The sequence below is a fragment of the Campylobacter canadensis genome (assembly GCF_013177655.1).
Classification (GTDB): domain Bacteria; phylum Campylobacterota; class Campylobacteria; order Campylobacterales; family Campylobacteraceae; genus Campylobacter_E; species Campylobacter_E canadensis.
Genome location: NZ_CP035946.1, coordinates 679,044 through 692,412, shown reverse-complemented (window position 1 = coordinate 692,412; position 13,369 = coordinate 679,044). Strand labels below are relative to the sequence as shown.

Genomic DNA, 13,369 nt, shown 5'->3' with positions numbered 1-13,369 from the left:
TTTATTAAATATAAAAATTCAAATAAAAAAGTGCAAGATTGCAAAAGAATGTTTTAAAATTATTCTTGTAAATTAAAGTCTTAAGCTTAAAATTATAAGCTTAAGCACTAATAAAATTTATAAAAATATTATTCTTAATATATCTTGCTTTAAAAATCAATTTAAAATATTCAATTAAACTTAGTATTAAATAAAATTAACAAGATGTGTTTAACTTAAAATTATGTATATAATTTATTGTAAAAATACTTTGTTGCTTCAAAAAAACCTTTAACATTACCACAATCAAATCTCAAACCATCAAAAACTAAACCTACACATTTTCCTAATTTTGCTTGTTTATTTAAAGCATCTGTAATTTGTATTTCTCCACCCTTACCCGCACTAGTATTTTCTATTTTTTCAAAGATGTCAGGAGTTAAAATATATCTACCAATAATTGCTAAATTAGATTTTGCATCTTTTGGCTCTGGTTTTTCAACCATATTTGTTATTTGATAAATATTATCTTCAATTTTATCTCCTTCAATAATACCATATTTATTTACATCTTCTTTTTCAACCTGCATTAATGCAACTACGCTACATTTATATTTTTCATAAACTTCCGCCATTTGTTGCATTACACTTTTTTTATCATTCACACACAAATCATCTGCTAAAATAACTCCAAAAGCTTCATTATTTACTATGTTTTTAGCACAATGAATTGCATCTCCTAAACCATTCATTTTACGCTGTCTTACAAACATAAATTCGCATACTTTCATCTGTTCTCTAACATCGTTTAATAATTCTTCTTTAGAACTGCCTGCAATCGCATCTTCAATCTCGTAAGAAATATCAAAATAATCTTCTAAAGCTCTTTTAGTTCTTCCGCTTACAATACCAATATTTGTCATACCTGCACTAATAGCTTCGTCTAATCCATAATGAATAAGTGGTTTATTTAAAATAGGTAGCATTTCTTTTGGTAAGGTTTTTGTAGCTGGTAAAAATCTAGTTCCATACCCTGCAGCAGGAAATATACAAGTTTTAATCATCTAAACTTCCTTTAAAAATTTATCTAAAGCTTAATTAAAACATAAAAAAATAAATTAATATCAATCTAGGCTAAAAATAGCCTAGAATTTTATTTTGATTTAAAACTTAAAGTAGCGGTAAGCTGTAAAGTATCGCCGTATCTGTCTAAATTATAAGGCAATTTAATTCCTGCTGCAATAATTTGTAAACCATCTTTTGCTTTAGTTAATGTTAAGGTTGCTATACCTTTTGAATCTGTTACAACACCATCAATATCATCATTTTGGTCTTCAAATTCAACTCCGCTTACAGGTTTTGAATCAAGAAGCACTTGAACTTTTAGCTTATCTCCTTCTTTTAAAACTAATGGATTTTGTAAAGGAATAATTTCAAATTTTAATCCTAAAGGTTTTTTAGCTGCCTCATCCCAAGCAAAAATACTTTTACCCATTTTGTAAATTTTTCTTGTTTGAGTTACTTCATTTGCACCCCCAACATCAGTTAAATCAGAACGAATTTGTGCATAATGCTTACCATTTTTTGTAAAAGTATAATAACCAAAATCATAATTTAAACTAGCTACTGAAGGATTTCCTTCTATAAAAATAGTATTGTTTTGATAATCATAACCTGCTTTTAAATTTTTTCCTTTTGAATCCTTAGCACTAATGCCAAAAACTCTATCAGGCTGATATTGACCCCAATGGTCATCCGCCCAAAAACCAACCTTATATCCATTATCAGTCTTCATAGGAAAAAATTGATGAGCAAAAGCCGAACTAGCAACAAATAAACCTAAAAATGCAATCTTTGAAAATTTCATTTTATATCCTTTAAATTAAAATTGAAAGTGATTATTATAAAAATAATTACTTTAAAAATAACTTAAAGGAATGATAAATTTAAAATTTATTTAAAAATATTTACTGGTAACATAAAAATATTTTTTATTAAATTTACTGGTGCTGTAATAATATCTTGCGCTAAGGTATTTGAGAATTTAATATCATCTAATTTTCCATAAATTTTTAAACCCGTTGCTAAGCGAGACTTGCTATCGCCTAAAACTATCTGCTTTACTAATGGAATTTGTGATAAAAGAGAATTAGTATCTTTTAAAGTGTAAATATTTAAAAAAATATCAATATTATTATTGATAAAATCAATATTTCCACTGCCTAAGGCATCAAATTTATAACCATTTATGTTTATATTATTTAGCTTAATTGTTGTATTTTGTTTAAGAAAATCAGCTGAAGCTAGCTTAACCTTTAAACCATCTTTATTTCTTCGCTGACTTTTTAATTTGACAGCTGAAGAAATTCCATCAAAAAATGCTATTAAAGAATCATAAAATTTAGTATTTGCTATTGAAGATTCAATAATATTTATTACCCCGCTATAATCATTAAAATTTTTCCCACTAGCAGTAAGGGCAAGTTCTCCACCTGTTAAAATCTTAGTTCTTGCTATTTTATTTAAATCATCAGCTTTTAAATGAAAAATATGAAAATTAAAAGAATCTTTATTTTTGTTTAAATAAATACTATCTTCGCTTCCTACATTAGCTAATAAATAAATATCTTCTAATTTTTTTACTAGATGCAATTTTTGAAATTCAAATAAATATTCATCATAAACAATGGCAAATCGCTTTGCAAAAATGTTAAAGTCTTCGCCGCTATCATTATTTGTATCTTCAACATAATTATAAAGCAAATCTTTTATATATAACTTTTGTTCATTGTTTTCAGTAAGTATTTTTATTTTCTGACTTTTTGTATTTAAGCTTATATCTTTTGCTTTAATATTAATATAAAAATCATCGTTTTTATAAGCTTTTGCTCTATTTAAAATATAATCTTTTACTTGATTTTTAGCAATATTTGAAAAATCTTCATACTCGTATAAATTCATAAAAAAATCTGAATTTATAATTGAAATTTTAATATCATCATAATTAGAATTAAAAATAATCTTTCCGCCATTAAATTTATATTTTTGGAAAAGTTTTGAATAAGCTAAAATATTATTTAAATCACTTTCAAAATAAATTTTATTATTAAAATCTATTTTTATTCCTAGTTCTTTAAAATCAAGAATTTGTGTATTTAAATCAAAATTAAAATTCGCTTCTTGATTAAAATAAAAATATTTATCATAATTTATATTTAATTCCTTGCTTTTTATTTGTACTAATTTTGTGTGATTATCTGCAATAATACTCGTATTTTTACTTGCAATATTTTCGTATGTAAAATCTCCATTTATTTTTGTATAATTATTATCAATATTTATTTTTACATTATTTGCATCAAAAACTATATTTTTAAATTGCATTTTTCCATTTAAATCAACATCAATATTTATTTTTGCTCCGTGGTCTAAAACAATAGCGATTTTAGCATTAGTACTACCACTAAGTTGCTCTAAATTAAGTTCAACTCCATAAGCATTTATAATAGGATATATGCTTTTTGTAAAAAGTATATTTTCTACTAAAATATCAATATTTGTAGGCGAATACCCTATTTCATCAATTACTAATTTAAATTCTTTAACATTATTTTTTTCGCTATCTATTACATCTTTTGCTTTTAATTCTAATTTATTATTTATATATGAAAATTCCATATTTTTAGCATAAGCTTTTGGAGCTTTATCATGATAGCTTTCTACAACTTCAACAAAATTACCAACTACCTTGCTACTGTTAATATTATTATTAATTAATATAAATTCAGCACTAAAAATAGCTTCACTAAATCTACTTCTAACAAAGGCCCATTCTTTAATTGTAGGACTTATATAATCCTTTAAATATTCATATAATTCATCTTGATTTTTAATAAAAGCCTTGCTTATTTTTATAACACTTTTATTCTTTATAAGTTCAATGTCAAAATTTGCTTGAATATTTTTACTTTTATTACTAATAGTACCTTGAAAAGAAATAGTATCAGCATAAAATAATTTTCCACTAATTACAAAATCTTTAAAATTAAATTGATTAATACTAGCATAAACTTCATTTTTATTTAAATCAATATTTAAATCTAAAGAAAAATAACTTGAATTTATTTTTAACCTTTCTTTATTATACATAATACTTAAGGCGTTATTATCAAGCTCTAAGTTTTTTATATTAATTTGTTCAAAAAATAAAAATAAAGCCTTATAGTTTTTAATATCCAAAAATATCTGTTCTACTTTTTTATTATTAAATTCCTCATTTTGCTCTTGTTGTTTTTGATTGGTTAATATTGTAATTTTTTCAGCGTTGATGGTTAGTTTTTTATCTAGTTTAACAAATAAATTATCAAAAGTGATATTATATAAGCTAAAATGAGAAATTTTTATACCATTTACTAATACAAATAAAAAGGTTATAAACAAAGCTATGAATATTAAAAATATCTTTATGAGTATATCAATTATTTTTGAAGTTTTTTTTATCATTTTCTTTACCATTTTTATATATTTAAATCAGCCTGTATATTTACAATCAGTTGTATATATCCCTAAAGGCTCTAATTTACAAATTATAAACAGCTTAAATAAATCTAAAGTGCAATTTTCAAAATTAGACCAATATTTATTACTTTTTTTTGGCAAAGCTCAAAGTGGTTGGATAAATATGAGTGCTATAAAATTAAGTAGATACGAAGCTTTAAAAGAATTTACAAGCAATAAAGCAGCCTTAGTAAATATTACCTTAATTCCAGGAGAAACAAGCGAGTATTTTTTAAAAAATATAGTAGCAACAAAGTTAAATCTAAGTTATGAAAAACTTTTAGAAGAATTAAACGCTCAAAGCAAATATACAAACGGGGTTTTTATACCACAAACCTATTCTATTCCTTTAGGTATTGATGAAAAGTTATTCATTAACTATCTTTTAGCCTATGCAAACAAACATTATGAAAAAATAGCAAAAAAAATCTTTGGCGAATATAATGAAAAAAAATTTTATAGATTTATAATTGTTGCAAGTATTATTCAAAAAGAAGCAGCAAATAAAGACGAAATGCCAATAGTTGCAAGCGTAATTTATAATAGATTAAATAAAAATATGTATTTGCAAATGGATGGAATGCTAAATTATGGGTTAAATTCGCATACAAAAATTACAGCTCAAATGATAAGAGAAGACAATAGCGAATTTAATTCTTATAAAAATAAAAATTTGCCAAGTGTTGCGATTTGTAACACTTCTGATGATGCAATACTGGCTGCAATAGCACCTGCAAAGAGTGAATTTTTATATTTTGTAAGAGATAAAAAAACACAAAAACATAAATTTAGCAAGACTTTAAGCGAACATCAAAAAGAAATTAACAAACAAAAATTAAATTAATCTTAAATTTTGTTATTAACTTTTGTGTAACTATTTGCTTTGATAATCTCTGTAAATTTCATACCTAAAGGAGACAAAGTGGGTATTATTTACACATTCACAGATGAATCACCTGCGTTGGCAACACTTAGTTTTTTGCCTATTGCACAAGCATTTTTAAGTAAGGCAAATATTAAAATTGATGTTAGTGATATTTCACTAGCTGCAAGAATTTTAGCTGCTCAAAATTCTTATTTAAAAGAAGAGCAAAAGGTAGAGGATGCTTTAGCAAAATTAGGAGAACTAGTAAAAAAAGATGGAACAAATCTAATAAAAACCCCAAACATATCAGCTTCAATCCCACAACTTAAAGCTGCTATTAAAGAATTGCAAGAAAAGGGTTTTAATGTTCCAAATTATCCTGATAATCCAAGCAATGCTGAAGAAGAGCAAATTAAAGAAAATTATGCAAAAGTTTTAGGCTCTGCAGTTAATCCTGTATTAAGACAAGGAAATTCAGATAGAAGAAGTACAAATGCAGTAAAAGAATATGCAAAAGCAAATCCTTATAAAGTAAAAGAATTTAGCAAAGATTCAAAAACAAGAGTTTCTTACATGAATGATGGAGATTTCTTTGACAATGAAAAAGCAGTTTTAATTCCAAACGATGGTACAATAAAACTCTATGAAGTTGTAAATCAAGAAAAAAATGAATTAAAAAGTTTTGCAGTTTCTAAAGATGAAATTTTAGATGCAACTTTTATGAATGTAGAAAAACTTGATAAATTTTACGATGAGCAAATTAAAATTTGCAAAGAAGAAGATATTTTATTTTCATTACATTTAAAAGCAACTATGATGAAAATAAGCGACCCTGTATTATTTGCACACGCTTTAAAGGTATTTTTTAAAGAATTATTTACTGAATTTAAAGATGAATTTGAAAAATTACAAATCAATCCAAATAATGGTTTAAGTGAGCTTTTAAGTAAAATTGAAAACTCAAATAAAAAAGATGAAATTTTAAAAAAGTACAACGAAATTTTAGAAAAAACACCAATTTCAATGGTAAATTCAGATAAAGGTATTACAAATCTTCATGTTCCAAGCGATGTTATCGTTGATGCTTCTATGCCTGCAATGCTTAAAAACGGTGCAAAATTATGGGATAAAGAAGGAAAAGAAAAAGATACAAATGCCGTAATTCCTGATAAAACTTATGCTACTATTTACGAAGCTGTAATTGATGATTTAAGACAAAATGGCACCTTAAACCCAAGCAAAATAGGTTCAGTTAGCAATGTTGGTTTAATGGCTAAAAAAGCTCAAGAATATGGCTCACATGATAAAACCTTCATAGCAAACAAAGATGCAAACTATGTAATAGAGCTTGATGGTAAAGAAATTATGCGTCATGAAGTTAAAAAAGGCGATATTTATAGAATAAATCTTGCAAAAATGGATGCAATTAAAAACTGGATAAAATTAGCAGAACAAAGATTTGAACAAAGCAAGGAAGAAGTAATTTTTTGGCTAGATGAAAAACGCCCTAGCAATAAAATTATGATTGATATCATTAAGGCTGAATTAGCAAATAAATTTAAAATTCTAAAGCCTTACGATGCTTGCAAAGAAAGTTTAAGAATAATTAGAAGTGGAAAAAACTGCATAAGTGCTACTGGTAATGTTTTAAGAGATTATTTAACTGATTTATTCCCTATTTTAGAACTTGGAACAAGTGCAAAAATGCTTTCAATAGTTCCTATGCTAAATGGTGGAGCTATGTTTGAAACAGGAGCTGGTGGTTCAGCGCCAAAACAAGTAGAGCAAGTAATAGAAGAAAACCATTTACGCTGGGATAGTTTGGGCGAATTTTTAGCTCTTCAAAGCTCACTTGAATATGAATATATTCATAATAAAAACCAAAAAGCAAATGTATTAGCACAAGCTTTTGATGAAGCAATTTCAAATTATTTAGAAGAAAATAAAGCACCAAGCAGAAAGGCAAAAGAAAATGATAATAGAACAAGTCATTTTTATTTTGCACTATATTTAGCAAATGCATTAGCAAAGCAAAATCAAGATATGCAATTACAAAGCTTTTTTAAAGAAGTTGCTGATAAATTAAATAAAAATGTAGATACAATTTTTAATGAATTTATGCAAGAAGAAGGTAAAAAAGTTGATTTAGGCGGATATTATGTTTTAGGACAAAAAGCACAAGAGATTATGCGTCCTAGCAAGACTTTAAATGATATTATTAATTTTATTAAGGAGAGCAAATGAATATACACGAGTATCAAGCAAAAGAAATCTTTGCTAAATTTGGTGTACCAACCTTAAAAGGTAAGGTAGCTTTTAGTGTAGAAGAAGCGGTAAATAACGCTAAAGAATTAGGCGGGAATGTTTGGGCTGTAAAAGCTCAAATTCACGCAGGTGGTCGTGGTCTTGGCGGCGGTGTTAAAATTGCTAAGAATTTAGATGAAGTAAAAGATTATGCAAGTAAAATTCTAGGAATGAATCTAGTAACTCATCAAACAGGGCCTGAAGGAAAATTAGTTAGAAAATTATATATTGAAAGTGGTGCAAATATTGAAAAAGAATATTATTTAGCATTGCTTTTTAATAGAATGCAAGAGCAAATTACAATTATTGCTTCAAGTGAAGGCGGTATGAGTATTGAAGAAGTTGCAGCAAAAAATCCTGAAAAAATTGCTAAGGTAAATATTGACCCAGCAGTTGGTTTTAAAATGTTTCACGGAGTTGAAGTAGCAAACAAATTAGGCTTAAACAAAGATGAAGCTAAAAAACTTATTTCTTTTATAGACAAACTTTATAAACTTTATTTAGCAAAAGATGCAAATTTAGTTGAAATAAATCCTTTAATTAGAACAAAAGAAGGCGATTTTTATGCGCTTGATGCAAAAATGAGTTTTGATGATAGTTCTTTATATAGAAATCATGATATTGCAGAATTAAAAGATGAAACAGAAGAAAATCCAGCAGAGCTTGAAGCAAGTAATTATGGTTTAAGTTATGTAAAACTTGATGGCGATGTAGCTTGTATGGTAAATGGTGCTGGTTTAGCGATGGCAACTATGGATATTATTAATTATAGCGGCTGCAAACCTGCAAACTTCTTAGATGTTGGTGGTGGAGCAAGTGCTGAAACTGTTGCTAAAGCTTTTGAAATTATTTTAAGAGATAAAAATGTAAAAGTTATTTTTATTAATATCTTTGGTGGTATTGTTCGCTGCGATAGAATTGCAAATGGGGTTTTAGAAGCAACTAAAACAACTAAAGTTGATATTCCTGTTGTTGTAAGACTTGATGGAACCAATGCAAAAGAAGCAAAAGAAATTTTAGATAATTCAGGTATTAAAAATATCCACGCAGCAAGTGATTTTGCTGATGGTGCAAGACTTGTAAAAAGTTTGGTTAAATAAGGAGTAGCGATGAGTATATTAGTAAATAAAAATACAAAAGTAATAGTTCAAGGTTTTACAGGTAAAGAAGCGACTTTTCACGCTGAACAATGTATTGCTTATGGCACAAATATAGTTGGCGGTGTTACTCCTTTTAAAGGTGGTACAACCCATCTTGATAGACCTGTATTTGATACTGTAAAAGATGCAGTTAATAAAATTGGTGCTGATACGAGTTTGATTTTTGTTCCACCTTTTGCAGTTGGAGATAGTATCATTGAAGCTGCTGATGCAGGGATTAAACTTGCAGTTGTAATCACAGAGCATACTCCTGTAAAAGATATGATGTTTGCTAAGCAATATGCAAATAAAAAAGGTATGAAAATTATTGGTCCAAACTGCCCTGGAATTATTACAGCCGAAGAATGTAAATTAGGAATTATGCCTGGTTTTATCTTTAAAAAAGGTAATGTAGGAGTAATTTCAAAAAGCGGTACTTTAACTTATGAAGCAGCAAATCAAGTTGTTTTAGCAGGGTATGGAATTACCACTGCTGTTGGTATTGGTGGAGACCCTATTATCGGTCTTGCTTATAAAGAATTATTAGCAGAATTTGAAAAAGACAATGACACAAAAGCTATCGTAATGATAGGAGAAATTGGCGGTAGTTTAGAAGTAGAAGCGGCTAAATTTATTAAAGAAAATATTAAAAAACCTGTTGTGGCATTTATTGCTGGTGCAACCGCTCCTAAAGGCAAAAGAATGGGACATGCAGGTGCTATCGTTGGAAGTGCTGATGAGAGTGCTGCAGCTAAAAAAGAAGCTTTAAAAAGCTATGGAATTTATGTTGTAGATTCTCCAGCTGATATTGGAAACGAAATTAAAAAATTACTTAAATAAACACAAATTTAGGTTTATAAAAGCCTAAATTTAAAGAAAGGAAAACAAAATGCAAATGAGAACAGATGTTGGAGTTTGGGTAGATGAGAAAAGATGTAAGGCCTGTAATTTATGCGTAAGTTACTGCCCAAGTGGTGCTATTGCAATGCGTGATGAGCCGCATGCAGTGCTAGGAAAAATGATAGAAGTAATTCATCCTGAATATTGCATTGGTTGTAGAGATTGTGAATTACATTGCCCTGATTTTGCTATTTTTGTGGCAAATCCAAAAGAATTTAAGTTTGCTAAATTAAGCGAAGAATCTAAAGCTTTAGCACAAAAAATTAAAGCTAATAATTTTCAAAAAATAAATTAAAGGATTTGCGATGAGAGAAGTAATATCAACAGGAAATATGCTAATAGCACAGGCTGCAGTTGATTGTGGCTGTACATTTTTTGGTGGTTATCCTATTACACCTAGTAGTGAGATAGCTCACGAGTTAAGCCATCTATTACCAAAGGCTGGTGGAACTTTTATTCAAATGGAAGATGAAATAAGCGGTATTAGTGTTGCACTTGGTGCTGCAATGAGTGGTGCAAAGGCAATGACTGCAAGTAGTGGTCCTGGAATTTCACTAAAGGCAGAACAAATTGGTTTAGGATACATTGCAGAAATTCCACTTGTTATTGTAAATGTTATGAGAGGTGGTCCTTCAACTGGTCTTCCAACTCGTGTAGCACAAGGTGATTTATTTCAAGCAAAAAGCCCTTCACATGGAGATATGGCAAGTATTGCTATTGCCCCTGCAAGTCTTGAAGAAAGTTATAATTTAACAGTTACTGCTTTTAATTATGCTAATAAATATTCAACTCCTGTGTTTTTATTAATGGATGAAACTGTTGGGCATATGAATGGTAAGGCTGTTTTACCTGAAATAAAAGATTTAAAAATAGAACCTCGTCGTGAATTTACAGGAGATGCTAAAGATTATAAACCTTACAAAGCTGATATAAACGAACCTGCGACATTAAATCCATTCTTTAAAGGTTATAGATATCACATAACTGGACTTCATCATGGAGATATTGGCTTTCCTACTGAAGATGGTAAAATAGTTGATTATAATATGCGTCGTTTAATTGGAAAAATAAAAAATAAAGTAGATGAAATATCTTTATATGAAGAATATATGCTTGATGATGCTGATATTTGCATTATTGCTTATGGTAGCGTTTCTCGTGCTGCTAAAGAAGCAATTTCTAGACTTAGAAATGAAGGTATTAAAGTAGGCTTATTTAGACCAATAACTTTATATCCTGTAAATGAAACTAAGATAAAAGAAGTATGTGCTAAATTTAAAAAAGTATTAGTAAGTGAATTAAATATGGGACAATATTTAGAAGAAATTCAAAGAGTAAGTAAAAGAGATGATTTTGCTAGCTTACACAGAGCTAACGGAAGACCAATAACTCCAAGTGAGTTAGTAGCTAAAGTAAAGGAGAATTTTTAAGATGGCTTTTAATTATGATGAATATCTAAGAGTAGATAAAATGCCTACTCAATGGTGCTGGGGATGTGGTGATGGTGTTGTATTAAAATGTATTATCCGTGCTATTGCAAAAATGGGTTGGAATATGGATGATGTATGTTTAATTAGCGGTATTGGCTGTAGTGGTAGAATGAGTTCTTATGTAAATTGCAATACAGTTCATACAACTCACGGTCGTGCTTTAGCTTATGCAACTGGTGTAAAATTAGCAAATCCTACAAAACATGTAATAGTTGTAACTGGAGATGGCGATACAACTGCAATTGGCGGAAACCATTTTATACACGCTGCAAGACGCAATATTGATTTAACTCATATTATGATTAATAACTTTATTTATGGTCTTACAAATTCACAAACTTCGCCAACAACTCCAAAAGGTTTTTATACAGTAACAGCACAATATGGAAATATTGACCCAAATTTTGACGCTTGTGAGTTAATAAAAGGTGCTGGAGCTACATTTATAGCTAGAGGAAATGTAATTGATGCAGTAAAATTAGAAAATATGATTTATAAGGCTATGCAGCATGAAGGTTATGCTTTTGTTGATTGCTTTAGCAATTGTCATATTAATCTAGGTAGAAAAAACAAAATGGGAGAAGCTGTTCAAACTCTAGAATGGATTCAAAATAGAGTAGTTGATAAAGCAAAATTTGAAACACTTAGCGATGAAGAAAAGCAAGATAAATTCCCGCTTGGAATTTTACACGAAGATAAAACAAAGCCAGAATACTGCAAAGCTTACGAAGAAGTTCGCCGTGCAGCACAAGAAAATAGAATGGTAAATTTACAATCTTTAGGAGGTGTAAAATGAAACATCAATTAAGATTTGGTGGAGAAGGCGGACAAGGCGTAATTACCGCTGGAGAAATTTTAGCTGCTGCTTGGATTGAAAAAGGCGGTTATGCTATAAAAGCTTCTACTTATACCTCACAAGTGCGTGGTGGTCCAACTAAGGTTGATATTATTTTAGATGATAGCGAAATTTTATTTCCTTATGCGGTTGAAGGTGAAATTAGCTTTATGCTTTCAACTGCACAAAAAGGTTATAAAGGTTTTAAAGATGGGGTGTGCGATGGCGGTATAATTGTTGTTGAACCAAATCTTGTAACACCTAGTGAAGAAGATTATAAAAAATATCGTATCTTTGAAATACCTATTATTAGTATTGCTAAAGATGAAGTTGGTAATGTTGCTACTCAATCAGTTGTAGCACTTGCAATTGCTGTTTATATGAGTAAATGTATGGATGTTAATGATGTAAAAGAAGTTATGTTAAGCCATGTTCCTGCAAAAACTCGTGATGCAAATGCTAAAGCTTATGATTTAGGCATTGCTTATGCTAAAAAGGCACTAGGCGAGTAAAATTAAAGCTCTGCTTTTGCGGAGCTTTTTTATATTTAAAAAATACAAATAAAATTCTCAAAATAATTAAAAGAAAAAATAAGCAAATTAAAAAATTATAAAAGACTTTTAAAAAACAAATATAACTTTTATATCCCAAACTATCAGCGTGGACATAGATGAAAAGAGCTTGAGGCTAAGACATCGCTAGATGATTTAAGTGAGTTTTTTAGCAAAAGCTTAAAAGGTAGCAATTGTTATTATATGCAACCTATCATATTAGCAAATAAGGGCGATAATAAATACGAAGTGTTAGATGCACGACAAAGGCTAACTACATTTTATATCTTGGCTAAGGTTTTAGAGGTTAAAAAAACTTATAGTATAAGCTATGAAACTAGAGCTAAAAGTAATGATAGAAAAAGCAAAAGTACTTTATAAGCAAATATCTAGTATAGTGTATATATAAAAAATTAGGCATAGGTTACAATACTGCACGAGAGCTAGTAGAAAGCATAAAAGATGAAATGACTATTGAAGAAGAATGCCAACCAACAAATGAAATCATAAGCCTTTTAGATGAGATTTGTAAGGTATGTAAAGATGGTGGAAAGGTTAGGATATATAAGAGTTTTGATGAGATACAAGGCTTTAGCACCCAAACGATATTACATATCATACATAACGATGATTTGGGAATGTTTGAACTCTTAGAATTCCAAGAAAGGTTGCAAGATGATAAAATGTATTACAATACCCATTATAATCCTAAAAGTGGTTTAAAGATAATAGCGATTAGTAAGGAGTAA

General features: G+C 28.7%; 12 protein-coding genes and 1 pseudogene. 10 read left to right on the top strand and 3 right to left on the bottom strand.

From position 1 onward, the window contains the following. Positions 1 to 221 precede the first annotated feature (221 nt). From galU to CCANL266_RS03260, 3 genes are all read right to left on the bottom strand, one after another. Positions 222 to 1,043, bottom strand: a complete 822-nt coding sequence (galU, locus tag CCANL266_RS03270) for a UTP--glucose-1-phosphate uridylyltransferase GalU (RefSeq protein WP_172231294.1) — start codon at positions 1,041 to 1,043, stop codon at positions 222 to 224. Between the two features lie 89 nt (positions 1,044 to 1,132). Continuing rightward, the gene (locus CCANL266_RS03265) at positions 1,133 to 1,846 is read right to left on the bottom strand and encodes a DUF4198 domain-containing protein (protein ID WP_172231291.1); all 714 of its coding nucleotides are present in this window, start codon (positions 1,844 to 1,846) and stop codon (positions 1,133 to 1,135) included. 86 nt (positions 1,847 to 1,932) lie between these two features. Beyond that, a complete protein-coding gene (locus CCANL266_RS03260) occupies positions 1,933 to 4,482 on the bottom strand; it encodes an AsmA-like C-terminal domain-containing protein (protein ID WP_216657302.1) in 2,550 nt (849 codons plus the stop codon). On the opposite strand from CCANL266_RS03260, the gene mltG reads away from it, so the two are divergent. From mltG to CCANL266_RS03210, 10 genes and pseudogenes are all read left to right on the top strand, one after another. Beyond that, positions 4,424 to 5,380 (top strand): endolytic transglycosylase MltG, encoded by a 957-nt coding sequence (gene mltG, locus CCANL266_RS03255; RefSeq protein WP_172231285.1) that lies wholly within the window; start codon positions 4,424 to 4,426, stop codon positions 5,378 to 5,380. The two genes, CCANL266_RS03260 and mltG, sit on opposite strands and share 59 nt — an antisense overlap. 78 nt (positions 5,381 to 5,458) lie before the next feature. Next, the gene (locus CCANL266_RS03250) at positions 5,459 to 7,645 is read left to right on the top strand and encodes an NADP-dependent isocitrate dehydrogenase (protein ID WP_172231282.1); all 2,187 of its coding nucleotides are present in this window, start codon (positions 5,459 to 5,461) and stop codon (positions 7,643 to 7,645) included. Then, positions 7,642 to 8,805 carry an ADP-forming succinate--CoA ligase subunit beta gene (gene sucC, locus CCANL266_RS03245; protein ID WP_172231279.1) on the top strand — a complete coding sequence of 388 codons (1,164 nt, stop codon included), beginning with the start codon at positions 7,642 to 7,644 and terminating at the stop codon, positions 8,803 to 8,805. The genes CCANL266_RS03250 and sucC overlap by 4 nt, the downstream gene beginning before the upstream one ends. A 9-nt stretch (positions 8,806 to 8,814) precedes the next feature. Next, positions 8,815 to 9,684 (top strand): succinate--CoA ligase subunit alpha, encoded by an 870-nt coding sequence (sucD, locus tag CCANL266_RS03240; RefSeq protein WP_172231276.1) that lies wholly within the window; start codon positions 8,815 to 8,817, stop codon positions 9,682 to 9,684. A 49-nt stretch (positions 9,685 to 9,733) separates the two neighbouring features. After that, positions 9,734 to 10,039: a 4Fe-4S binding protein gene (locus CCANL266_RS03235; RefSeq protein WP_172231273.1), complete on the top strand. Its 306-nt coding sequence runs from the start codon at positions 9,734 to 9,736 to the stop codon at positions 10,037 to 10,039. A 10-nt stretch (positions 10,040 to 10,049) separates the two neighbouring features. Continuing rightward, complete coding sequence (locus tag CCANL266_RS03230; RefSeq protein ID WP_172231270.1) at positions 10,050 to 11,174, top strand: 2-oxoglutarate synthase subunit alpha; 1,125 nt, start codon at positions 10,050 to 10,052, stop codon at positions 11,172 to 11,174. Position 11,175: 1 nt separating this feature from the next. After that, positions 11,176 to 12,030: a 2-oxoglutarate ferredoxin oxidoreductase subunit beta gene (locus CCANL266_RS03225; protein WP_172231267.1), complete on the top strand. Its 855-nt coding sequence runs from the start codon at positions 11,176 to 11,178 to the stop codon at positions 12,028 to 12,030. Next, the gene (locus CCANL266_RS03220) at positions 12,027 to 12,581 is read left to right on the top strand and encodes a 2-oxoglutarate:acceptor oxidoreductase subunit OorC (protein ID WP_172231264.1); all 555 of its coding nucleotides are present in this window, start codon (positions 12,027 to 12,029) and stop codon (positions 12,579 to 12,581) included. Before CCANL266_RS03225 ends, CCANL266_RS03220 begins: the two co-directional genes overlap by 4 nt. Before the next feature lie 201 nt (positions 12,582 to 12,782). Beyond that, a pseudogene (locus CCANL266_RS03215) lies at positions 12,783 to 13,001 on the top strand (DUF262 domain-containing protein); the annotation flags it as partial. Between the two features lie 86 nt (positions 13,002 to 13,087). Further along, positions 13,088 to 13,369: a hypothetical protein gene (locus CCANL266_RS03210; protein ID WP_172231261.1), complete on the top strand. Its 282-nt coding sequence runs from the start codon at positions 13,088 to 13,090 to the stop codon at positions 13,367 to 13,369.

Excerpts from the sequence above, each read along its gene's own strand:
- CCANL266_RS03260 (WP_216657302.1), bottom strand. The coding sequence starts at position 4,482 with ATGATAAAAAAAACTTCAAAAATAATTGATATACTCATAAAGATATTT.
- CCANL266_RS03230 (WP_172231270.1), top strand. The coding sequence starts at position 10,050 with ATGAGAGAAGTAATATCAACAGGAAATATGCTAATAGCACAGGCTGCA.
- CCANL266_RS03225 (WP_172231267.1), top strand. The coding sequence starts at position 11,176 with ATGGCTTTTAATTATGATGAATATCTAAGAGTAGATAAAATGCCTACT.
- sucC (WP_172231279.1), top strand. The coding sequence starts at position 7,642 with ATGAATATACACGAGTATCAAGCAAAAGAAATCTTTGCTAAATTTGGT.
- CCANL266_RS03220 (WP_172231264.1), top strand. The coding sequence starts at position 12,027 with ATGAAACATCAATTAAGATTTGGTGGAGAAGGCGGACAAGGCGTAATT.
- CCANL266_RS03265 (WP_172231291.1), bottom strand. The coding sequence starts at position 1,846 with ATGAAATTTTCAAAGATTGCATTTTTAGGTTTATTTGTTGCTAGTTCG.
- CCANL266_RS03235 (WP_172231273.1), top strand. The coding sequence starts at position 9,734 with ATGCAAATGAGAACAGATGTTGGAGTTTGGGTAGATGAGAAAAGATGT.
- mltG (WP_172231285.1), top strand. The coding sequence starts at position 4,424 with ATGAATATTAAAAATATCTTTATGAGTATATCAATTATTTTTGAAGTT.
- sucD (WP_172231276.1), top strand. The coding sequence starts at position 8,815 with ATGAGTATATTAGTAAATAAAAATACAAAAGTAATAGTTCAAGGTTTT.
- CCANL266_RS03210 (WP_172231261.1), top strand. The coding sequence starts at position 13,088 with ATGACTATTGAAGAAGAATGCCAACCAACAAATGAAATCATAAGCCTT.
- galU (WP_172231294.1), bottom strand. The coding sequence starts at position 1,043 with ATGATTAAAACTTGTATATTTCCTGCTGCAGGGTATGGAACTAGATTT.